Annotated in this window: 23 protein-coding genes; 13 read left to right on the top strand and 10 right to left on the bottom strand. The window is 57.7% G+C overall.

Going from position 1 to position 21,258, the window contains the following annotated elements; all coding sequences use genetic code 11:
* Window positions 1-3: 3 nt before the first annotated feature.
* Window positions 4-660: an adenylate kinase gene (gene adk, locus ACKF11_RS12370; RefSeq protein ID WP_407997284.1), complete on the top strand. Its 657-nt coding sequence runs from the start codon at window positions 4-6 to the stop codon at window positions 658-660.
* Between the two features lie 90 nt (window positions 661-750).
* Here the strand turns inward: adk and ACKF11_RS12365 are convergent, their stop codons facing one another.
* Complete coding sequence (locus ACKF11_RS12365) at window positions 751-2,463, bottom strand: methyl-accepting chemotaxis protein (RefSeq protein ID WP_407997283.1); 1,713 nt, start codon at window positions 2,461-2,463, stop codon at window positions 751-753.
* Between the two features lie 117 nt (window positions 2,464-2,580).
* A complete protein-coding gene (locus tag ACKF11_RS12360) occupies window positions 2,581-2,733 on the bottom strand; it encodes a hypothetical protein (protein ID WP_407997282.1) in 153 nt (50 codons plus the stop codon).
* Between the two features lie 81 nt (window positions 2,734-2,814).
* On the opposite strand from ACKF11_RS12360, the gene leuS reads away from it, so the two are divergent.
* Genes leuS through nadD form a run of 5 tightly spaced genes read left to right on the top strand, consistent with a single transcriptional unit; the run spans window position 2,815 to window position 8,796 of the window.
* Window positions 2,815-5,268, top strand: a complete 2,454-nt coding sequence (leuS, locus tag ACKF11_RS12355; RefSeq protein ID WP_407997281.1) for a leucine--tRNA ligase — start codon at window positions 2,815-2,817, stop codon at window positions 5,266-5,268.
* A gap of 3 nt (window positions 5,269-5,271) precedes the next feature.
* The gene (locus ACKF11_RS12350; RefSeq protein ID WP_309566337.1) at window positions 5,272-5,811 is read left to right on the top strand and encodes an LPS-assembly lipoprotein LptE; all 540 of its coding nucleotides are present in this window, start codon (window positions 5,272-5,274) and stop codon (window positions 5,809-5,811) included.
* Window positions 5,808-6,824, top strand: a complete 1,017-nt coding sequence (holA, locus tag ACKF11_RS12345) for a DNA polymerase III subunit delta (protein WP_407997280.1) — start codon at window positions 5,808-5,810, stop codon at window positions 6,822-6,824. The genes ACKF11_RS12350 and holA overlap by 4 nt, the downstream gene beginning before the upstream one ends.
* A gap of 8 nt (window positions 6,825-6,832) precedes the next feature.
* Window positions 6,833-8,092 (top strand): glutamate-5-semialdehyde dehydrogenase, encoded by a 1,260-nt coding sequence (locus ACKF11_RS12340; protein ID WP_407997279.1) that lies wholly within the window; start codon window positions 6,833-6,835, stop codon window positions 8,090-8,092.
* Window positions 8,092-8,796 carry a nicotinate-nucleotide adenylyltransferase gene (nadD, locus tag ACKF11_RS12335; RefSeq protein WP_407997278.1) on the top strand — a complete coding sequence of 235 codons (705 nt, stop codon included), beginning with the start codon at window positions 8,092-8,094 and terminating at the stop codon, window positions 8,794-8,796. Before ACKF11_RS12340 ends, nadD begins: the two co-directional genes overlap by 1 nt.
* A gap of 69 nt (window positions 8,797-8,865) precedes the next feature.
* On the opposite strand, the gene bioD is transcribed toward nadD, so the two are convergent.
* The 6 genes from bioD to ACKF11_RS12305 are packed head-to-tail and all read right to left on the bottom strand — an operon-like array spanning window position 8,866 to window position 13,820.
* Window positions 8,866-9,549 (bottom strand): dethiobiotin synthase, encoded by a 684-nt coding sequence (gene bioD, locus ACKF11_RS12330; protein ID WP_407997277.1) that lies wholly within the window; start codon window positions 9,547-9,549, stop codon window positions 8,866-8,868.
* A complete protein-coding gene (gene bioC, locus ACKF11_RS12325) occupies window positions 9,546-10,412 on the bottom strand; it encodes a malonyl-ACP O-methyltransferase BioC (protein ID WP_407997327.1) in 867 nt (288 codons plus the stop codon). Before bioC ends, bioD begins: the two co-directional genes overlap by 4 nt.
* On the bottom strand, window positions 10,412-11,209 hold the full coding sequence (gene bioH, locus ACKF11_RS12320) for a pimeloyl-ACP methyl ester esterase BioH (RefSeq protein WP_407997276.1): 798 nt from the start codon (window positions 11,207-11,209) through the stop codon (window positions 10,412-10,414). The genes bioC and bioH overlap by 1 nt, the downstream gene beginning before the upstream one ends.
* Window positions 11,206-12,405, bottom strand: coding sequence for an 8-amino-7-oxononanoate synthase (gene bioF / locus ACKF11_RS12315; protein WP_407997275.1), 1,200 nt, complete (start codon window positions 12,403-12,405; stop codon window positions 11,206-11,208). The genes bioH and bioF overlap by 4 nt, the downstream gene beginning before the upstream one ends.
* 7 nt (window positions 12,406-12,412) lie before the next feature.
* The gene (gene bioB / locus ACKF11_RS12310) at window positions 12,413-13,420 is read right to left on the bottom strand and encodes a biotin synthase BioB (RefSeq protein ID WP_309566330.1); all 1,008 of its coding nucleotides are present in this window, start codon (window positions 13,418-13,420) and stop codon (window positions 12,413-12,415) included.
* A gap of 10 nt (window positions 13,421-13,430) precedes the next feature.
* Window positions 13,431-13,820, bottom strand: coding sequence for a hypothetical protein (locus ACKF11_RS12305; RefSeq protein ID WP_309566329.1), 390 nt, complete (start codon window positions 13,818-13,820; stop codon window positions 13,431-13,433).
* A gap of 333 nt (window positions 13,821-14,153) precedes the next feature.
* Here ACKF11_RS12305 and ACKF11_RS12300 point away from each other — a divergent pair, with 333 nt between their 5' ends.
* Window positions 14,154-14,549, top strand: a complete 396-nt coding sequence (locus ACKF11_RS12300) for a hypothetical protein (protein ID WP_309566328.1) — start codon at window positions 14,154-14,156, stop codon at window positions 14,547-14,549.
* Window positions 14,550-14,701: 152 nt separating this feature from the next.
* Window positions 14,702-15,592, top strand: a complete 891-nt coding sequence (locus ACKF11_RS12295; RefSeq protein WP_407997326.1) for an aldo/keto reductase — start codon at window positions 14,702-14,704, stop codon at window positions 15,590-15,592.
* Window positions 15,593-15,621: 29 nt separating this feature from the next.
* Here the strand turns inward: ACKF11_RS12295 and ACKF11_RS12290 are convergent, their stop codons facing one another.
* Window positions 15,622-16,656, bottom strand: coding sequence for a helix-turn-helix transcriptional regulator (locus ACKF11_RS12290; RefSeq protein ID WP_309566326.1), 1,035 nt, complete (start codon window positions 16,654-16,656; stop codon window positions 15,622-15,624).
* A gap of 111 nt (window positions 16,657-16,767) precedes the next feature.
* Between ACKF11_RS12290 and ACKF11_RS12285 the strand changes: the two genes are divergently transcribed.
* From ACKF11_RS12285 to ACKF11_RS12275, 3 genes are read left to right on the top strand one after another with little or no spacing between them, the layout of a single operon-like run.
* Window positions 16,768-16,965, top strand: coding sequence for a hypothetical protein (locus tag ACKF11_RS12285; protein WP_309566325.1), 198 nt, complete (start codon window positions 16,768-16,770; stop codon window positions 16,963-16,965).
* A complete protein-coding gene (locus ACKF11_RS12280) occupies window positions 16,962-18,467 on the top strand; it encodes a sodium:solute symporter family protein (RefSeq protein WP_407997274.1) in 1,506 nt (501 codons plus the stop codon). The genes ACKF11_RS12285 and ACKF11_RS12280 overlap by 4 nt, the downstream gene beginning before the upstream one ends.
* Window positions 18,451-19,524 (top strand): phenylacetaldoxime dehydratase family protein, encoded by a 1,074-nt coding sequence (locus ACKF11_RS12275; RefSeq protein WP_407997273.1) that lies wholly within the window; start codon window positions 18,451-18,453, stop codon window positions 19,522-19,524. The genes ACKF11_RS12280 and ACKF11_RS12275 overlap by 17 nt, the downstream gene beginning before the upstream one ends.
* A 149-nt stretch (window positions 19,525-19,673) precedes the next feature.
* On the opposite strand, the gene ACKF11_RS12270 is transcribed toward ACKF11_RS12275, so the two are convergent.
* Window positions 19,674-19,967, bottom strand: a complete 294-nt coding sequence (locus ACKF11_RS12270; protein ID WP_407997272.1) for a hypothetical protein — start codon at window positions 19,965-19,967, stop codon at window positions 19,674-19,676.
* Window positions 19,968-20,072: 105 nt separating this feature from the next.
* Between ACKF11_RS12270 and ACKF11_RS12265 the strand changes: the two genes are divergently transcribed.
* Both ACKF11_RS12265 and ACKF11_RS12260 read left to right on the top strand, forming a co-directional pair.
* A complete protein-coding gene (locus ACKF11_RS12265) occupies window positions 20,073-20,351 on the top strand; it encodes a hypothetical protein (RefSeq protein WP_407997271.1) in 279 nt (92 codons plus the stop codon).
* Between the two features lie 232 nt (window positions 20,352-20,583).
* The gene (locus ACKF11_RS12260) at window positions 20,584-21,255 is read left to right on the top strand and encodes a ComFC family protein (RefSeq protein ID WP_407997270.1); all 672 of its coding nucleotides are present in this window, start codon (window positions 20,584-20,586) and stop codon (window positions 21,253-21,255) included.
* The last annotated feature ends 3 nt before the right edge of the window (window positions 21,256-21,258 follow it).

Below are 21,258 nucleotides of genomic sequence, written 5' to 3'. Positions count from 1 at the left end.
CACATGAGAGTCATACTATTAGGCGCACCTGGTGCGGGCAAGGGCACCCAGGCCACCTTCATCAAGGAAGCATTCGACATCCCGCAAATCTCCACCGGCGACATGCTGCGCGCCGCGGTGAAGGCGGGCACCCAGCTTGGCCTGGAAGCCAAGCGTTATATGGATTCCGGCGGCCTGGTCCCCGATGACGTCATCATCGGCCTCGTCAAGGAACGCATCAAGGATGCCGACTGTCAGCAAGGCTTCCTGTTCGACGGTTTCCCCCGCACCATTCCCCAGGCCGAGGCCATGAAGCAGGCTGGGGTCGACATCGACTACGTGGTTGAAATTGACGTGCCCGATGAAGAAATCATCAAGCGCATGAGCGGGCGCCGAACCCACCTGCCATCGGGCCGGACCTACCATGTAGTCTTCAATCCGCCCAAAGTCCCCGGCAAGGACGACGTCACGGGCGAAGACCTGGTTCAACGCGACGACGACAAGGAAGAAACCGTCGCCAAGCGCCTGGAGGTTTACCACAGCCAGACTAAGCCCCTGGTGGACTACTATTCCAGCTGGGCCGCGGACGGCACGGCCAATGCCCCGAAATATGTGCGCATTTCAGGCTTGGGCGAGGTCGGCAAAATTCGTGAACAAGTCCTGCAGGCACTGGGTAAGTAACCAAACCAGGCAACCGCTTCTGATATCCTGGTTGCAGCGATAAAAAAAGCCGAACATTTATTGTTCGGCTTTTTTTATCGTTTGCGCCTGCTAGAATTCCGCCCACTCATCTGCAATACCTGCCGCCGCAGGCATCACAGGGATCAATGCCTTGGCTCTCGCAACAGGCTTGGGAGCCGTCGCTACCCTGGCTTGGGCTGCAGCCACTGGCTTGGGCTTGCTGGCACTACGCGCAGCTACCGCCCTGGCTTGCACGCCGCTCACCTTGAATACGCCAACAACTTCGGCAAGACTCGCTGCCTGGTCCTGCAATGACTGCGAAGCTGCTGCCGCCTCCTCGACCAGGGCCGCATTCTGCTGGGTGACTTCATCCATCTGGCCGATAGCCTGGTTCACCTGCTCAATCCCCGTGCTCTGCTCATGGCTGGCCGCGCTGATCTCACTGACGATATCGGTCACGCGCTGCACGCTCTGCACCACGTCCTTCATCGTCGCGCCCGCCTGCTCCACCAGCCGGCTGCCGGCATCGACGCTTTCCACCGAGTCGGTAATCAACTCCTTGATCTCCTTGGCCGCATTGGCTGAGCGTTGTGCCAGGCTGCGCACTTCGCTCGCCACCACGGCGAACCCACGTCCCTGCTCACCTGCACGCGCTGCCTCCACCGCTGCATTCAAGGCCAGGATGTTGGTCTGGAAAGCAATGCCATCGATCACGCCGATGATGTCCGCAATACGCTTGGAAGATTCGCTGATGGACTGCATGGTCGCAATCACCTGTGCTACGACATCGCCACCCTGCACGGCAATCCCCGAGGCAGAAGCCGCCAATTGGTTGGCCTGCCGTGCATTGTCCGCATTCTGCTTCACGGTGGAGGTCAACTCCTCCATGGCGGAGGCAGTCTCCTCCAATGAACTCGCCTGCTCCTCGGTACGCGATGACAAATCCAGGTTGCCCGATGCGATTTGCGAGGAAGCGGTTGCAATCGTCTCCGTTCCGCCCCGCACTTCGCCGACAATCTTGGCCAGGTTGTCGTTCATGGATTTAAGCGCATTCAACAGCTGCCCTATTTCATCCTTTGAATCGACGACTAGCGTGCTGGTCAAGTCTCCTGCCGCCACCGTTTCAGCCAGTTGCACAGCCTTGGCAAGCGGCTGGGTAATACCAAGCGATAGCCTCCAGGCAAAAAAGGCCCCCAGCACCACGGCAATCACGCCGATTACCAGCAATAATATGCTGCTGGAGTTTTTCACCTGCTGGATATCTGTACCGGCCTCATCGATTACCTGCCGCTCGAACTGAAGCAAATCATTCATACTGTCAAAATAAGCCCTGCGCGCCGGCAAGAACAGCTCCTGCACCTCCTTATCAATAAGCGATGCCTCAGATCCCTCCTTCCTCAACTGCAGCAACCGATCCCGAATCGCTCCATAGGCAGCGGCCTTATCCTTGGCATCGACGAACCTGGCCTTGCCTTCAGGCTTGACCAGCAACGCTTCAAGCTGTTGCCTTAAACCATCATTGGCCTCGGCAACTTCAGCGATCTGCTTCGAATACATTTCATACATTGCCGAATCCGGGGTTTTGATCGCAGCCAGTGTTCGCAATCCGTTCTGGGTGGCATTCGCAACCCACTCAGCCGTGAGCCTTTCCTTCTTGAGCTCTGTCTCCACCACTCGCTTGGCAGTCTCCCCGACACTTCCAAGCTGGGCCAGGCCAAAGGCCACCATGATCACCATCAACAGCAAGATCGCGGCAAACCCGGCGCCCAGGCGTGTCCCGATCCTGATATCTGAAAACTTCATATTACCGACCCCTTCATTCACTCTTCATGCGCAACCTGCTGAACGACTGTTCCGCATACTCTCTATACCCTTTACAAGGATTGATACACCTTCCTACGGCTCGGAAGGTGTAATTCTTTAAAGCATTGCCTTGACCAAGTCGTTAACTGCCTCAATAAACAAGGAATAATAAAATTTCCAATTGATACCTGATTCATTTCCCGGCATTGAAAAACAATGTCCACCATGCGTATCGGCACAAGAAGCCATCCATGCGGCAAACAGCATCATTGAATGCCTAACTTCAGGAAAAGGACGCGGCTTCAGGTATAATTTTGCTTTCCGAACTCTTAATCCAGACGCCCAGCCATCATGCAGCAGCAGTATCCATTCCGTGACATCGAGCAACAAGCACAACAGTATTGGGAATCCAACGCCACATTCACCGCCACCGAACAATCGGACAAGCCAAAGTATTACTGCCTGTCCATGTTCCCCTACCCGTCCGGCAAGCTGCATATGGGACACGTGCGCAACTACACCATCGGCGATGTGCTGAGCCGTTTCCACCGCATGCGCGGCTACAACGTCATGCAGCCGATGGGCTGGGACGCTTTCGGCCTGCCCGCCGAGAATGCCGCGATCAAGAACAACGTCGCGCCCGCGGGCTGGACCTACAGCAACATCGAACACATGAAGGGCCAGCTCAAGAGCCTGGGCCTGGCCGTGGACTGGCAACGCGAAATCGCCACCTGCAAGCCGGACTATTACCGTTGGGAACAGTGGCTGTTCACCGAGCTCTACAAAAAGGGCCTGATCTATAAAAAGACCGCCACCGTCAACTGGGATCCTGTCGACCAGACCGTGCTTGCCAACGAGCAAGTGATCGACGGGCGCGGCTGGCGCTCCGGCGCGCTGGTCGAGAAGCGCGACATCCCGCAATACTTCATGAAGATCACCGCCTATGCGGAAGAGCTGCTGGCCGACCTCGACCAGCTAGAAGGCTGGCCCGAGCAGGTCAAGACCATGCAGCGCAACTGGATCGGCAAGAGCTACGGCTGCGAAGTGGAATTTCCGCTAGCCAACGGCAACGACACGCTCAAGGTGTACACCACCCGTCCCGATACGCTCATGGGCGCCACCTATGTGGCGATTGCCGCCGAACATGCGTTGGCAACGCAAGCGGCCAAGGACAACCCGGCCCTGCAAGACTTCATCGACGAATGCAAGCGCGGCAGCGTCGCGGAAGCCGACCTTGCCACCGCCGAGAAAAAAGGCATGGATTCCGGCCTGTTCGTGCAGCACCCCATCACTGGCGAGAAATTGCCGGTCTGGGTCGCCAACTACGTATTGATCAGCTACGGCGAAGGCGCCGTCATGGCAGTGCCCGCGCACGACGAACGCGATTTCGAGTTCGCCGGCAAGTACAAGCTACCGATCAAGGCCGTCATCAAGCCTGCGCACAGCGAACTGGAACTGCCCTTGCAGGCTGCCTATACCGAGCATGGCATCCTGTTCGACTCGGGCGATTTCAACGGGCTGGATTTCAACCAGGCCAGCGACGCGATCGCCACGGCATTGGCCGCCAAGGATCTGGGCAAGAAACGCACGCAATACCGCCTGCGCGACTGGGGCATCTCGCGCCAGCGCTACTGGGGCTGCCCCATCCCCATCGTGCATTGCCCGAGTTGCGGCGAAGTGCCGGTGCCTGCCGAGCAATTGCCCGTCGTGCTGCCGGAAGACGTGGTCATGGATGGCGTGGGTTCGCCGATCAAGAAAGACCCGGCCTTTTACGAAACCACCTGCCCAAGCTGCGGCGAGAAGGCCACGCGCGAGACCGACACCATGGACACCTTCGTCGAGTCGTCCTGGTATTTCGCGCGCTACGCCAGTTTCGATGCCAACGACAGCATGGTGGACGAACGCGCCAACTATTGGCTGCCGGTAGACCAATACATCGGCGGCATCGAGCACGCCATCCTGCATCTGCTGTATGCGCGCTTCTTCAACAAGCTCATGCGCGATGTCGGCCTGATCCGGCATGACGAACCTTTCACCAAGCTGCTCACCCAGGGCATGGTGTTGAAGGACGGCAGCAAGATGTCCAAGTCCAAGGGCAATACGGTCGATCCGCAGGAGCTCATCGATAACTATGGCGCGGACACCGCCCGCCTGTTCATGATGTTCGCGGCACCGCCCGAGCAAAGCCTGGAATGGTCCGATGCGGGAGTGGAAGGCGCACACCGCTTCCTCAAGCGCGTGTGGACTGCCGTGGCCAACCATGTCGAATCCGGCATCGTGGCAGCATTTACCACTGGCGAGCTCTCGGCCGATCTCAAGGCGTTCCGCCGCCAATTGCACCAGACCATCGACAAGGTCAGCGACGACTACGGCCGCCGCCATGCGTTCAACACCGCCATAGCCGCGGTGATGGAGCTCATGAACGCCTATGCGAAGCTCGAAGGCAGTGACGCCACGACGCGCGCGATCCGCCAGGAAGCGCTGGAAAACGTCGTGCTGCTGCTCTCGCCCATCGTCCCGCACATCAGCCATGCGCTCTGGCAGGAACTGCGTCCGGGCACCCAGCTCATTGAGACCCGCTGGCCGGTTGCCAACAAGGCCGCCATGGTGCAGGATGAGATCGAGCTGATGCTGCAGGTCAACGGCAAGCTGCGCGGCAGCATGACCGTCGCCCGCACGCTGGACAAAGCCGCGATCGAGGCCCTGGCCGTGCAGCAGGAAAGCATCCAGAAATACCTGGCCGAGGGCAGCGTGCGCAAGATCATCGTCGTGCCCAACAAACTCGTCAACATCGTCGTAGGATAAACCATGTATATGCGCGCCGTCCGCTGGATTCTGCTTGCCATGCTACTGGCCCTCACGGCCTGCGGCTTCAAGATGCGCGGCGTGGCGGATCTCAAGTTCCATTCATTGTTCATCCAGGGCCCGACCATCTCCATATCCAAGCCGTTCAAGCGCTCGCTGGCGGTGAACGGCGTCAAGATCGTCAGTTCGGCAGACCAGGCCGACCTGTTGCTTGAAATCATGAGCGAAGCACAGGAACAACGCATCCTGTCCTTGAGCGGCCGCGGCCTGGTGCGTGAATTCGAACTGTTCTATACCGTGAATTTCCGCGTGCGTGACCCATCCAGCGAGACATGGGGCGAGGTGCAAACGATCCAGGGAAGACGTGAAATCACATACGATGACTCACAATTGCTGGCGAAGCAACTCGAACAGGAGCGCCTCTACAACGATATGAAGGACGACGCCGTGCGTGAACTGCTGCGCCGCCTCATGGTGGTCAGGCCAGCCAAGGACAAACCGCGCGCGCCCGACTTACGCTCCCTGGACGAAACCGTGGAATGAGGCTCAAGCCGCAGGAGCTGGAGCGGCACCTGGCCCAGGGCCTGGCGCCGCTTTATGTCCTCATGGGCGATGAGCCGCTCGCCCAGCGTGAAAGCCTGGATGCCATCCGCGCGGCAGCACGTGCCGCAGGCCACGATGAACGCACCCGGCTCACCGTGGAGCGCAATTTCAATTGGCAGCAGGTTGCGGCTTTCGGCCAATCCATCTCTCTGTTCGCCAGCCGCCGCATCCTCGAGATTGCCATTCCCTCGGGCAAACCAGGCGTAGACGGCGGCAAGGCCCTGCTTGCGCTGGCGGAACAAGCCATTCCAGATACCGTGACCATCGTCATCCTGCCCAAGCTTGAGCGCGACGCCAAGAACAGCGCCTGGTTTGCCGCATTGGAAAACCACGGCGTCTCGCTCGCCTTGCATGAAGTCGCGCCATCGGCGCTGCCGCAATGGATCGCCGCCCGCCTTGCCAGCCAAGGCCAGAATACCGACCAGGAAACACTTGAGTTTCTCGCCCACCAGGTGGAAGGCAACTTGCTCGCCGCACACCAGGAAATCCAGAAACTCGGGCTGCTGTACCCTGAAGGCACGCTGGATGGCGGCAGCGTGCGGGAAGCGGTATTGAACGTTTCGCGCTATGATGCCTTCCAACTGGGCGATGCCGTGCTGAGCGGCAATAGCGAGCATGCGGTGCGCATACTGCACGGCCTGCGAGAGGAAGGCGCGCAACCGGTTGCCATCATGAGCGCCCTGGCCTGGGTGTTGCGCGGGCTGGTCAAAGTAAAATATGCTGAAAGCCGCGGCGGCAATCTCAACAGCGCCATGCAGCAAGCCCGGATTTACGGCGACCGGCAAAACCTGGTAAAACGGGCGCTTTCCCGGATGAGCATGCGCCAGCTCGAGGCGGCGCTGCAAAAACTGGCTGAAATTGACAAGGCCGCCAAAGGCCTGTTGAACCAGGACCCATGGCTGGAAATCTCGCGCCTGTGCTTTGGCCTGGCGCGTATTGGCAGCAGGAAATAGAGGCAGGAATGGAAGACATCAAACACTACATGCGACAGCTCGGTAGCGAAGCGCGTGCCGCTTCACGCGCCATGGCGCGCGCCGACACCGAAACCAAGAACAAGGCCTTGCGCGCCATCGCCACCGCCATCCGCCGCGAGCGCGACACATTGCTCGGCGCCAACGCAGCCGACCTGGAAGCCGCGCGCCGCAACGGCCTGGAACCCGCCATGCTGGACCGCCTCGTGCTCAGCGAAAAAGGCATCGCCACCATGGCGGAAGGCCTGGAGCAGATTGCCGGCCTGCCCGACCCCATCGGCGAAATGTCGGATTTCAAGTACCGCCCTTCCGGCATCCAGATCGGCAAGATGCGCGTGCCATTGGGCGTCATCGGCATCATCTACGAAGCCCGGCCCAATGTCACCATCGATGCCGCCGGCCTCTGCATCAAGTCAGGCAATGCCGCCATCCTGCGCGGCGGCTCCGAAGCCATTCACTGCAACCGCGCCCTGGCCGCCATCGTGCACGAAGGCTTGGCCGCCGCAGGCCTGCCAGCCAGCGCCGTGCAAGTGGTGGCGACAACCGACCGCGCCGCCGTCGGCGAACTGATCACCATGAAAGACTATGTCGACGTCATCGTGCCGCGCGGCGGCAAGGGCCTGATCGAGCGCATCTCCAACGAAGCGCGCATCCCCGTCATCAAGCACCTCGACGGCAATTGCCATGTCTACGTCGACGAGAGCGCCGACCTCGACAAGGCATTGCGCATCCTGGAGAACTCAAAGACCCAGCGCCTCGGCACCTGCAATACCGCGGAATCGCTATTGGTAGCACGCAGCATTGCGCAAGCAGCGTTGCCGCCGCTGGCTGCGATGTTGACCAGCAAGGGCGTGGAAATACGCGGCTGCAACGAAACCCGCGCGCTGGTGCCGCAGGCCAAGCCTGCCACGGACGAGGACTACTACACGGAATACCTCGCCGCGATCATCTCGGTGAAAGTGGTTGCGGATGTGGACGAGGCCATCGCCCATATCAACCAATACTCCTCCCAACATACCGAGGCCATCGTCACCGAGAACTACACCCGTGCGCGCCAATTCCTGCGCGAAGTGGATTCCAGCAGCGTCATCGTCAATGCCTCCACCCGCTTTGCCGATGGCTTTGAATACGGCCTGGGCGCCGAGATCGGCATTTCCACCGACAAGCTGCACGCACGCGGCCCGGTCGGCCTCGAGGGCCTGACCAGCCTCAAGTACATCGTACTGGGCGATGGAGAAGTCAGGGCCTGATGCCCTCGCACCTGCACTTCACCAACATGACGCTGGGCGCCAAATCCCCAGCCCAGCCTGTACCGCTTATCGGCATTATGGGCGGCACCTTCGACCCCATCCACTTCGGCCACCTGCGCATGGCGCAGGAACTGGCCGAGGCCCTGGATTTGGCGGAAGTCCGCTTCATTCCCTCAGCCACCCCGCCGCACCGCGATCAACCCATGACTTCAGCCGCGCAACGCGCGGAAATGGTTGCCCTCGCGATTGCCGGCAACCCCTTATTCAGGCTGGACACGCGCGAACTGGAACGGGAAGGCTATTCCTACACCATAGACACCCTGCGATCCCTGCATGAAGAACTGCAAGGCAAGGCAAGGCTCTGCCTGCTCATGGGCATGGATGCGTTTACAGGAATCACCAGTTGGCATCGCTGGCAGGATTTGTTGGGGTTTGCACACATCATCGTGGCAACACGGCCAAGCGCAGTATTGCCCTCAGGCAACTCGGCACTGGATGGATTTGTGCAGTCCCATGTGAGGGCGAGCACGCGACAATTAGCGGCTCAACCGGAGAATGGGATATGGATGCAGGAAATTACCGCGTTGGATATTTCAGCGACTAAGATTCGAGAACGTCTTGTACATGGCGGGACACCACGCTATTTATTACCGGGCGGGGTATTGGAGTTTATTTGCCAGCATTCTTTATACAGGTTGGTATAGGATACCCACAATACAATCAAGCTGCTTATCGTCCATCGCGACCAGCGCGTATTGAAATCAACATCCTCATTACAACAATGCCCTGACAATATCAGTGCCCCCAGGCATATCGGTTTGCTCCTGCCATGGCACCAATCCCAGACATGTTGCTGGCATTCTTTGCTTCAACGTCTGTAGATTTTCCTCTAGCATCGCCATCCTTGGATCCGCCTGATTCGCCACCCAGCCAGCCAACGTCAGACCGCGTTGCCTGATCGCCTCGGCGGTCAGCAATGCATGATTGATGCATCCCAGCCGCATGCCGACTACGAGAATCACGGGCAGGCCAAGCTTGGCAGCCAGGTCTGCAATATCGTGCCGGTCATCCAACGGCACATAGAAACCGCCCGCTCCCTCGACGATCACGACATCCGCCTGGGACTGCAAGCGCTCGAACGCGGCCAAGATATGATCCAGGTCGATCTGCACTCCTGCCTGTTTGGCCGCGATATGCGGCGCAATGGCGGGCTCGAAGGCATAAGGGTTGATGTCGGACAATGATAGCTCGACATTGCTGGCGGCCAATAGCTGCGTGACGTCTTCGGAAATCAATTGCTCATTCTGGCGTTCGCAGCCGGAAGCGACGGGCTTCATGCCTACGCTGCGCAGGCCACGCGCTGCAAACTGGCGCACCAGCATGCTGCTGACCATGGTCTTGCCGACGCCGGTATCGGTACCTGTCACGAACCAAGCCTGTTGACGCTCACTGCTCAACGCGGCCTCCTCGGGTGCACAGTCACCGTGGCAAGCCCCGCCTGTTTGGGCTGGGGTTTCCAGGCGTGGCCGTAGACCACTTCATAGGTCGCGGGCAGTTTGCCTTCATGGCGGAATTGTTCGTACGCTTCCGTCAAGTGGTTGAGGAAGCCGCGTCCCAGCAAACCGCGGGCGCGGCCTGCCGCGGCATTGTGCGCCCCGATGGCCTTGAGGTCGCGCATGACGGATAGCACGTCGTCATAGGTGAGAACGAAACGCTCCACGTCGAGCACGGGGTCGGAAAACCCGGCGCGCACCAGGGCGTCGCCGATATCGTGCATGTCGATGAAGCGGCTGACATGGACATGGTCGCCCCCTGACGCTGCGCGCAGTTCCTTCAAGGTATCCGGCCCGAAGGTGCTGAACATGAGCAGGCCTTCGGGGCGCAACACGCGCGCCATGCCGGCGAAAGCGCTATCGAGGTCGTTGCACCACTGGATCGCCACATTGGACCAGATCAGGTCCAAGCTGGCGTCCTTGAGCGGGAGCTGTTCGATATCAGCGCACAGCGCACTAGGACGTTTTTGCCCTAATAGGCGCTTGGTCCAGGGATAATGCGCCAGGGTCTGCTGCAACATGCCCATGGCGATATCCAGCGAGATCACTTGGCTATCGCGATACCGCTTGCCCAATGCCACGCTGGCGTGACCAGTGCCGCAGCCCGCATCCAGGATGACGCCGGGCGTGATTTTCACCAGCTCCAGGCGTTGCAACATGCGCTCGCGCACTTCGCGCTGCAGGATCGCGGCAGCGTCATAGCTGCCTGCCGCGCGGTCGAACGACGCACGCACCCTGGCTTTGTCTATCAGGTATTCGTCACGCATCACACAGTCTCTGCATGGGATTGGAGAAAGCCACGCACGCTGTCGATGAATTGCGCCGTATGCGAGAGGAAAGGCGCATGGCCTGCGCCCGCGATCACCCGCAGGCTGGCATGCGGCAAATGCCGGGCCAGCCAGTGGGCGGCCTGTACTGGAGCGAGGCTGTCACGGTCGCCATGGATCAGCAGCACAGATTGCTGCAAGGCGGCCAGTTCGGGACGAAGGTCGTTCTGCAACAGCACGTCAAGCGCGGCTTCGAGCGCCAGCGGCGATGGCACAGGGCGCTCGGCCAGCGCCCGGCGCAACTCCTTGATGGTGGCGCGCGCGTCGCTGGCCCCCATGCATTGCAAAGTCAGGAACTTGATCAGGGTGGCGGCATAATCCTCGTTTACTTGTTGTGCGAACCTCTGGAACACGGTGGCTGCCATACCGTATTCCCAGGGCTGAGAATGCCCCGGCCCGGTATTGATGAAGCACGGCGTGCTCCCCACCAGCACCAGGCGCTGCACCCGCTCCGGGTGGACCAAGGCCAGCCGCATGGCTACCAGGCCGCCCAATGACCAGCCGGCGATATCGGCACGAACAGGCAGGACAGGCAGCAGCGACGCCACCATTTCATCGAGATTGCTCGCGATCACGCCCTGGCTCAAGCCCATGCCGGGCAAGTCCACGATATGCAGTTCAAACGACTGGGAGAGCTTTTTCACCAAAGGCTGCCAGACGCCGCCATGCATCCCCCAGCCGTGAATCAGCACCAAGGGCTGGCCCTTGCCGGTGATGTCGACATGAATACCGCTCATGCAGCCTCCAATGTATGCAATGTTGCCAGCAGCAGCCGGACATCCTCATGCGTATGCGCGGCGGATAGCGATATCCGCAATCTGGCCGTGCCTTTTGGCACGGTCGGAGGACGGATGGCCGGCACCAGGATGCCCGATTCAAGCAAGCGCTTGCTTACCTGCAATACCTCTTCGTTGCTACCGATGACCACGGGCTGTATCGCAGTTTCGGATGCCATCAGCTGCCAGCGCTGCAATCGGCATGACGTTCTGAAATCCGCGATCAAGGCATGCAGATGGGCACGGCGCGCATGGTCTTGCTCGATCAATTGCACGCCGGCCATTGCGGCAGCCGCCACTGGCGCCGGGCTTGCCGTGGTGTAGATATAAGGACGGGCGGTCTGCATCAGGTAATCAGTGAGGATTTTCGGGCCTGCCACGAATGCGCCTGCCGCCCCTGCGGCCTTGCCCAGGGTTGCCATATAAATGATACGGGGCGAATCCAGCGCAAAATGCTCCAGCACGCCGCGGCCATTCGCACCCAGCACGCCAAAGCCATGAGCGTCGTCCAACATCAGGTAGGCATCATAGCGCTCGCATAGGGCGAGCAATTCCGGGACAGGCGCCAGGTCGCCATCCATGCTGAATACCGCATCGGCCACCACCAGCTTGCGCCTGGCCTGGCTTTGCGCCAGCAACCGCTCGAGGCTTGCCAGGTCATTGTGAGCGTAGCGCTTGAGTTCGGCCCGCGAGAGCAATGCGGCATCATTGAGCGAGGCATGGTTGAGCTTGTCGGCAAAGATGACATCCTCGCGTCCGCACAGCGATGTGATGATACCCAGGTTCGCCATATAGCCGGTGGTGAACAGCAGGACGCCGGGCAATCCCATGAAACCCTGCAATGCATGCTCAAGCGCTTCATGCGCCTGTTGGTGCCCGGTGACGAGATGGGATGCGCCAGCGCCAGCACCGACCGTGGCAGCGCAATCGCGCATCGCGGAGATCAGGGACGGATGGGCAGCCAAACCCAGATAATCGTTGCTGCAGAACGAGAGCAAACGCTTACCGTCAACCTCGACATGCACGCCCTGCATGCCTTGAAGCACGCGGCGCTGGCGCAGCAAACCCAGGTCCGCACGTTCGGCGAGCTCGGTTTGCAATGCGTCCAGCAATGGGGTGGCTGCTTCTGCCGGGTGGGATTCCAGCATGGAAGGCATCTGTGATTTAAAGCGGATGGATGCCGAGCTTGTCGAACAGCTTGCGGTCGGCTTCAGCTTCGGGATTGCCCGTGGTCAGCAGCTTCTCGCCATAGAAAATCGAGTTGGCGCCGGCCAGGAAGCACAAGGCCTGGATGCCTTCGTGCATGCTTTGGCGGCCGGCGGACAAACGCACGAAGCTCTGGGGCATGGTGATGCGGGCCGCCGCAATCGTGCGCACGAATTCGAACGGGTCAAGCTCGTCCATGCCATACATCGGCGTGCCTTCCACCTGGGTCAACAAGTTGATGGGTACGCTTTCGGGCGGACGCTCCATATTGGCAAGCTGCGCCAGCAGGCCGGCACGCTGAGCGCGGGTTTCGCCCATGCCGATAATGCCGCCGCAACAGACATTGATGTCCTGCTCGCGCACGCGGTCCAGCGTATCCAGGCGGTCCTGGTAGGTACGCGTCGTGATCACGTCGCCGTAATATTCCGGCGCAGTATCCAGGTTATGGTTGTAATAGTCGAGGCCGGCATCCTTCAATTGCTCGGCCTGGCCGTCTTTCAGCATCCCCAGCGTGGCGCAGGTTTCCAAACCCATCGCCTTCACTTCGCGGATCATGGCCAGCACCGGCTCCAGGTCGCGCTGCTTGGGGCTGCGCCATGCAGCCCCCATGCAGAAGCGGCTGGCGCCATTTTCCTTGGCGGCCCGCGCAGCAGCCAGCACTTCGTCCAACTGCATCAAATCCTGCTTTTCCACATCGGTATGGTAACGTGCGGCTTGCGGACAATAGCCGCAATCTTCGGAACAGCCGCCGGTCTTGATCGACAGCAGCGTGCTCACCTGGACGCCATTGGGGTCGAAATTCTCGCGATGCACCGACTGGGCACGGTGCATCAGGTCTGAAAACGGCAATTCGAACAGCGCGACGATCTCATCGACAGCCCAGCGCTTGGGCGCTTCTGCGCGCGTCTGGGTCTTGGCGCGCTCCACGCGGTCAAGGCCGCGTATATCAATCACTGAATCTCGCATGTGTTTCCTTTTATTCTGTTGTCTCGACGGTATATTCCTGCCATGGCTCCTTGCGCGCGCGCAAGATATCGCGCACTCCCAGCGGGACTATTACCAGAACGCTGACCGCCCATATGATCAGGGCCAGATTCAACCCTCCCCCTACCCAGCCTGCCATGTTGGAACTGAAGTTGAGCAGTACCACCCAGGCGCCGAGCAGGCCATAAAAACGATAACCTGCAGGCACAAGGTAATCGCAGACGCGGGTACAGGGATGGTTTGCCATCGAGGCATAGGTAAAAATCGAGGCCGCAATCCAGAAAGGGATCAATACCGGTATCACCACGGCAAGGCTGGAGAAAAAGGGAAAGCTCTGTGCTGCCCGCATCTGCTGCTTGGCAGTGATGATTTTGGTAGCCATGACATCAAAATGGAATTGAAAACCGGATTATAGCTTGTCAACATTCAAGACAACAATAAATTTACAACTGATTAAATATTAATCATAACTGTTTAGTCATTATGCTTCTTGGGACGGAAACGGTATTCCTGGTTTCCATATTGCAGATGCCGTGCCAGCCAGCCCACACTGCGCTCCTGACTTAAGAGGCTTGTTCATAAGCCCAGCCTTCTTACATCTTTCCAGACTTCTAGCGCTGAATCTATTCCCTTGCAAATTGCAAATCTTGGTATATGATTCGCATATATACAGATCTGTATATATTTATTTACAAAATCACTGGAGGAGAAGTAAATGATCGCTTTACTGATAGGAGCCGTAGCCTGTGTCACCGCTTTAATTTTATCTGCTTGGCTGATGACTTTTGCCAAATGGTTCCCGATCAAGGGTGTTGATGAATTCCTGATCGACTACAAGACCATGATCCGGGCGCACATCGACTACGCCCTGATGGCGTTATTCGGATTAAGCTTTTACGGCTTGGGAATCCCGCTTCCGACAGCAGCTTGTGTCTGCCTGGCAATAGGCGGATTCACCAATCCCACCATCTTCACGATTGCAGCTTTCGATACGGATTTCTGGTCCAAGAAAAAGTGGAAGGTATTCACCGCATTGAGCTTTGTGGTGTCGACGATCGGCTTCATGTGGATTTCGTTCACAATCCTGACGTATGTGATCAATACGCTATAACACCATACAAATTGGTATACTCAATGCTTGACCTAACACGCACAGGTCATCCTCCCTCTTGGCACAAGAGGTGGCTGGCGAAAAGCATAAGCCGTTACTTCAGGCTTTACATTTCGCTGTTTGAACATTAAGCCGCCCGTTCCAGGAGGGATATTGCTTGGCGCTATAGACTGTTATCCCTACAACTTGAAAGGCCTATCAGGCAAAACCAATATTTCAAGCTTGGCGAGTACAAGCTGCATCGCTTAGGGTTCGGGGCAATGCGCATTACCGGGAAAGGCGTTTGGGGAGAGCCCGCAGACCTGGCGGAAAGTATCGCCACCTTGAAACGGGTCCCGGAACTGGGGATCAATTTCATTGATACCGCCGACAGCTATGGACCCGATGTGAGTGAAGTGCTGATCCGCAAGGCCTTGCATCCGTACAATGACCTGCTCATCGCCACCAAGGGCGGCTTGACACGCCATGGACCTGATATATGGGCGCCTGTCGGCAGGCCGGAATATCTCCGGCAATGCGTACTGATGAGCTGGCGACGGCTGGGGATTGAGCAGATCGGTTTATGGCAACTGCACAGGATAGATCCCAAAGTCCCGCGCGAAGAACAATTCGAGGCCATAGCAGAGTTCCAGAAAGAAGGCCTGATTGAGCACATCGGCTTGAGCGAAGCTACGGTGGACGACATCAAGGCCGCCCAGCGCCACTTCGAAGTGGTGACGGTCCAGAACCAGTACAACATGGCCTTCCGGCAACATGAAGATGTCCTTGATTATTGCACCCGGCACAATATCGGGTTTATCCCTTGGTTTCCCCTGGCGACCGGCAACCTGCCGGTTGAAAAAACCGCGCTTGGGGAAATCGCCAGGAAATACGGCGCAACGCCATTCCAGATTGCCCTGGCTTGGCTGTTGCAAAGAAGCCCGGTGATGTTGCCTATTCCCGGCACCAGCAAGGTCAAGCACCTGGAGGAAAACGCGAAAGCTGCAGACATTACGCTTGAGCCCAGCGACTTTGAAAAACTGTCCAGTATTCAATCGGCATAATACTGGCAAGGCCGCATCACGGCGCCAAGCTACATGCCGGATACAAGAGGCAGCGCCGCCTGGCTGGCTGCCTCCTTCCACCTCATCATCTCGACTGACCTCGAGTAGGCATCCGAGAATCGCACCAGCTCGGATTTATCGTTGATATCCAACTTGGTATAAATCACTTGCAGGTAATGCCTCACGGTAGTGGGAGACAACGCCAGACCAGCGGCAATTTCCTTGTAAGACTTCCCGTCCGCATATTCAAGCGCGATCTGTTTTTCACGTTTCGTCAGCTTGCTGAAAAGTGGCTGGCGGCTGATATCTATCCTTTCCAGCCCGCCGGCGCATAGCCTTTTCACCTGGAGCAAGCCGGAAGGGCATATCCAGCCTTCGTCCAGCATACCTAGCGGAACCCTGCCCTTTTCTTTCCAATGCGGCCATAACTCGTTCACAAAGCCGTTGAAGGCGGCATCGGAGCAGAGGATGCTCCCCTCGCTGTCCAAAAAGGCAGTCGAGGCATGCAACAGCTGGTTGGGGATGCGCATTCTCTCAATTTCCGCTTGCAGGTTGGATTTCCAACTGGCATACAAGTGCGGGGTGATTTTCTGCTTGATTGCGACATCCCGTTGGCTAAAAGCCTTTGCATATTTTCCCGAGCGAAAAAGCGAGATGAAGAGAAAAGACTGATTGTCAGGAAAGAAGATGGAGGTACACAAGGCCTGGCGGATATGCTGCTCGCCATTCAACGACTTGAGACCCGGGGTGGAATACAAATCCGCGTGTCGGTAGTGAATGGTCGTTCTTGGCTTCAGCTGTACGTTCAAGGCCAGCGTGTCATCGCCGCTCACCGACCGCCAATGTTCTTCAAACGCCAGTGGCAGCTCGTGCCTGAACGAACTGCGCAACTGGAAGCCAACCTTGGCCGGGGACATGATGCCCCACCAGGCCTGGTCGAAGCCAATCAATTTGTCCAGCTGGCGAAGCGCGGACTGCTGAAACGAATCAGGCGGCTCCAGCAGCGCGGATTGATAGAGATCGCCCAGCAATACCTCGTCAAACGCAAAATCTAACGCAGCCATTCTTCCCCCTGCATTTGCATGATGGGCATGCCTGCCGCCCATACTCATAATAATGCGCTCATCCTAACAAAATAATAATCCCGGAGGGGCGATACGATGATATTAAACAGGATGTTGCTGATCAAACTATGGTTCATCGCGGATGCGGTATTGGCGCTGCTTCCGCCATTGTATTGGTGGGTGAACGGCCAGCCGGCCATGCTGGGGCTTCCGGCGACGCTGGTCTATTTCCTGCTGGTATCGATATGCATCACGGCCAGCGTGGTGACGGCTTATTTTCTGGATTCCGATAGGAGCGCAGCCCGATGACCATTACCTTTGGCTTGCTCATCGGCTTCTTCGTCATGGTCGTGACCATCCTGCAGCTGACCAAACGCAAGGACAGATCCTTTACCGATTATGCCGTGGGCGGACGATCTTTTGACGCCAGGTTCCAGGCGATGTCCTTCCTCAACACCTGGTATCCGGGGGCGATGTTCACCGCGTTTGGCGGGCTGGCTGCCGCAAGCGGCGTAATCTCATTCTATGTTTTGGTGTACAGCCTGCTGACTGTGGTACTGATGTATGTCATGGCGCAGGCGGTATGGACGTGGGGAAAGCATTTTGACCTGAAGACCCAGCCGGACCTTTTTGCCCTGCGCTACAACTCGCGCCATATACGCACTATTGCCGCCGTGATCGGCATCATTTCCGGGATACCCTGGTTGGTTCTGGGCATGCAGGCGCTGGGCGGATTGTTCCAATACATGTCCCTCGGCAAGCTCGGCTTCACCAGTGCGGTAATCCTGGGCGTGGCAGTCATTGCGCTTCGGCAAGTATGGACAGTCCGCATGGGCATGCGCGGCGTGGTGATCTCGGATATGGCGCAGGGTATCGTGGCCTATATCATCGGAACCGCGGTCTTGATCGGCCTGATCATATGGCTGGTCAACTCCAAGGGAATACAACTGGCGTCGCTTCCCGCTTCCATGTTCACTCTCCCCGGCCTTGGCAGCAAAGAGGGGCCTTTGTACGTATTCAGCCTCATATTGACCGGCACCGTAGGCGGCTGGTGCTGGCCGTATATCTTTGTCAGGCTGTTTACTGCCGATAGCGTGCATAGCCTGAAAAAATCCGCAGCGCTCGCCATGCCGCTTTCGTTGTTGTTCGGCGCTGCACTGCTGATTTTCGGCATGCTGGCCTCCGGCCTGCCCGCCGTAGCGGACCAGCCCAACGATGTCTGGTTCCTGGCCAGCCAGGAAGCCGGTGGCGTATGGTTGCTGGGCATCGCCGGCATGATATTGCTGGCAGCCTCCATGGGGCACATTGACGGCAACATCCAGGCCACGGGCGCACAGATAGCCAACGACCTGTTCGGCAACTACCGTACCCTGACGCATCCCCAGCTGATTTTCATTGCCAAGTTCGGCATGGTGCTGCTCACGGCTCTGTCGGCGTGGCTGGCCTGCCTGACATTGCCAGCCCTGTTCTCGCTGGCGGTGTTGGCCTACCAAGGCATCATCCAGCTTGCCGTCCCGCAGTTCCTGGGCATCTTCTGGAAAAAAGGCAATGCCGCGGGCGCGATTGCGGGCATGGTGCTGGGATTCCTGACCGCTGTCCTGCTTGAGGCAGCCTTTCCCGAACTGCTGGGCCATACCTACGGCTTGAGTTCGGGGCTGATCGGCTTGGCGGTCAACCTGACGGTTTATGTCGCGCTGGCTTACCTGAGGCCCAACTCGGCGGACGAGCAGCTAAGAATTGATGCGCTATTCCAGATAGCCAAAAAACCTGCCAATACCGAGCAAAGGTTTGATCATGTCCAAGCAAGCTGAATTGGAATCGGCCATCCCGCAGCATTTGAGGCAACCGGGCAATTGCCCGTTCCGCGGCAGGACCAAAGCGCTGCCATACCCGACCTATGTCGCAAGGTTTCCCGCTACGGTCTCACAGGTCGTTATCTGCTATCTCGGCATACAGACTTTAGGGCAAGAGAATATGCCAGCTTTCCAGACTGCAAATCATGCCGTGGTTTCGCTGCTGGGATTGCCGGATGGTCCGCAGTATTGGGACCAGTCCACGTTCACCGACAGGGCGGGCTTTACCAATCATTTGTTTGCCTTGTACTGGCGCAACCCTGCGCGTTATGACCGATGGACCGAGTGCGGCAATGTGGCAGATTGGTGGGAATCCCGGGATAGGGAAACTGATGGAATCGGGTATTTCAAGGAGGTCTTCACTCCCCGGAGCAGTCATCTTGAAACCCATTATGCCACCCAGGAACCCAAGGCATTGGGCAACCTGGGCGACAGAATGAGTGGGGAAATCATCGAGCATGCTTATTGGGGCGCCATGCGGGACAGGATTCCCGCCTCCCAGGCCGGCACCTTGTCGCCAGTGGGCGGGCCTCTCATCACCAACAAACCTGGCAATGAAAAGCGGCGAGTCATCATTCCCCATGAGAACCTGTGCATTATCCGCTCCGGCCAGGATTGGGAAAATGCCGACCCGCAGGAAATTGACTTGTACAAAGAGGTCATCCTGCCGCAATTGTCGCAAGGCATGCGTTTTCTTGACGAAAATGGACTGGACATCGGATGCCTGAGCAACCGCTTCGTCAATATCGTTGATTCAAACGGCGCTACAAGGAAGCAAAGTTATGGCCTGAGTTACTGGACCGGTCTCGATGCCCTGGAAAAATGGGCTGCTACCCATGAAACCCACCTGCGCATTTTCGGAGCGGCGCAAGCGTATATGGGAAAATTAGGAAGTGCCGCAAAACTCACGACTTACCATGAAGTCGCCGTCATGACGGCAAGAGAGCAAAGTTTCGAATACGTCAATTGCCATGCCTACACCGGCATGTTGAACCTCGGGCACCGGTCGCCATGAAACACTCTCCTATTGAGGAATATTCGCCGTCTCAGAACACTTATCGACAAAGCAAAATGGCTTATGCCAATATAGTTGGCATAAGCCATTTTTAACTTGCGCCAGCAAAGGCTGGAATCAAGAGAGCCTACAGCAAAACACCTTACTTACTACCTTTGCTTTTGGTTAACGTCGGTGCCGCCTTGCTCAGGCTCATTCTTGAAACGCTGGCTCTTTTCTTTGGCATTGGTCGGAACAGCACCGTCCTTCAGGCTTTCACTACTGCTTCCCTCTGTCGTGCCTTGCTGTTGAGGCTCAAGGTAATTCCCGCTTGCAGGGGAATCAGGCACTGTATTCTTCTGCTTGTGGGCAGGCGGGGCATCGCCAGTGGGATCAGCCGCATAAGCATGGGGCATTAGAATTACCAGAAAGGCTGACATGAGCACGCTATAAAAACCCTTCATTACGTTCTCCTTCCAATTGGTCATCGATACGAAACACCATGCTAAGGGATTTTTTCATGGAGTCATGTAGGCCCAGGCTTGATCTGGCTGTCAGTCCAGGCTGTGATGGCTGTAGGAGATCGCTTCGGCAACATTCAAGAACATGTCCTGCATCTCTCTCTGGGTTTTACCTCGTATTTAGCCGAGTGCGGCTCGCCAGAGAGATTATTTAATTTAGAAATTTTTCATAATGCAAAAAAAGCGCGCCCAGATATTCAATATAGGTTCCATCATTGCAATCACTGCAATGCCGGATACCGTTTCTATGGGATATCCGGCTGCCTGCTTGCATCCATGATATTTGCCAGCGTCTTGATTCCCATGGTGGGCAATGCCTTGCACTGATACTGATACTCTGGGCGATTGCATTTCTCGTTGTCGTGCCCGCAGGTCTGTCCTCTTTAATGAAGGCGCCATGAATCATGACAGGACAGAATAGACATGTCTTGAACACTCATACACGTCCGCACTGCTTGCCTGCTTTGCACTTTCGGACGAAAATCGGGAATAAGGCATTACAATCCCTTGCCTGTTTATCCACGCCCATAAGAGCAACACTATCCGTATGGCAGGATTCATGGAAACGCTGTTCCCCCAGTCGTGCCTGCTTTGCTCAAGCTGGCAGGCAGGCCCGTTGGGCATATGCGTCGGTTGCCTGGACGACATGCCGTGGCACATGGACAACGCCTGCCCTCAATGCGCGCTGCCAAGCAGCGACAACATGCTGTGCGGGCAATGCCTGAAAACCCCGCCTGCGTTCGATGCCACCCGCAGTTTGTTTCAATATCGGTTTCCCCTATCGGCAGTGCTGCAGCAATACAAATACGGGCAATTGCTTACCATTGCCCGCACCATGGGGCTGCTGGTTGCCGAACATATAGGCAGGCAATCGGCCGCCGACTGCATTATCCCGATGCCATTGCATCGCCGGCGCCTGCAGGAGCGCAGCTTCAACCAGTCTGCGGAGATTGCCAAGGTGGTCAGCGAGCAACTGCATATTCCCCTCGCCTTGCAGGCATGCGCGCGTATCAAGCCGACGCCGCCGCAGGCGAGCCTGCCTTACAAGCAGCGCATCAGGAACATGCAAGGCGCCTTCGAATGCCGGGCGGCATTGAAAGATATGCGCGTGATATTGCTGGATGACGTCATGACAACCGGCGCCAGCCTCGACGCGCTGGCAAAAACAGTGAAGGATGCGGGCGCCAGCCATGTAGAATGCTGGGTGATCGCCCGTACCATTGCAGAATGAACC

It is taken from the genome of Methylobacillus draconifructus (assembly GCF_045984385.1).
Lineage (GTDB): Bacteria > Pseudomonadota > Gammaproteobacteria > Burkholderiales > Methylophilaceae > Methylobacillus > Methylobacillus flagellatus_A.
This window is presented reverse-complemented; position numbering and strand designations above follow the sequence as displayed.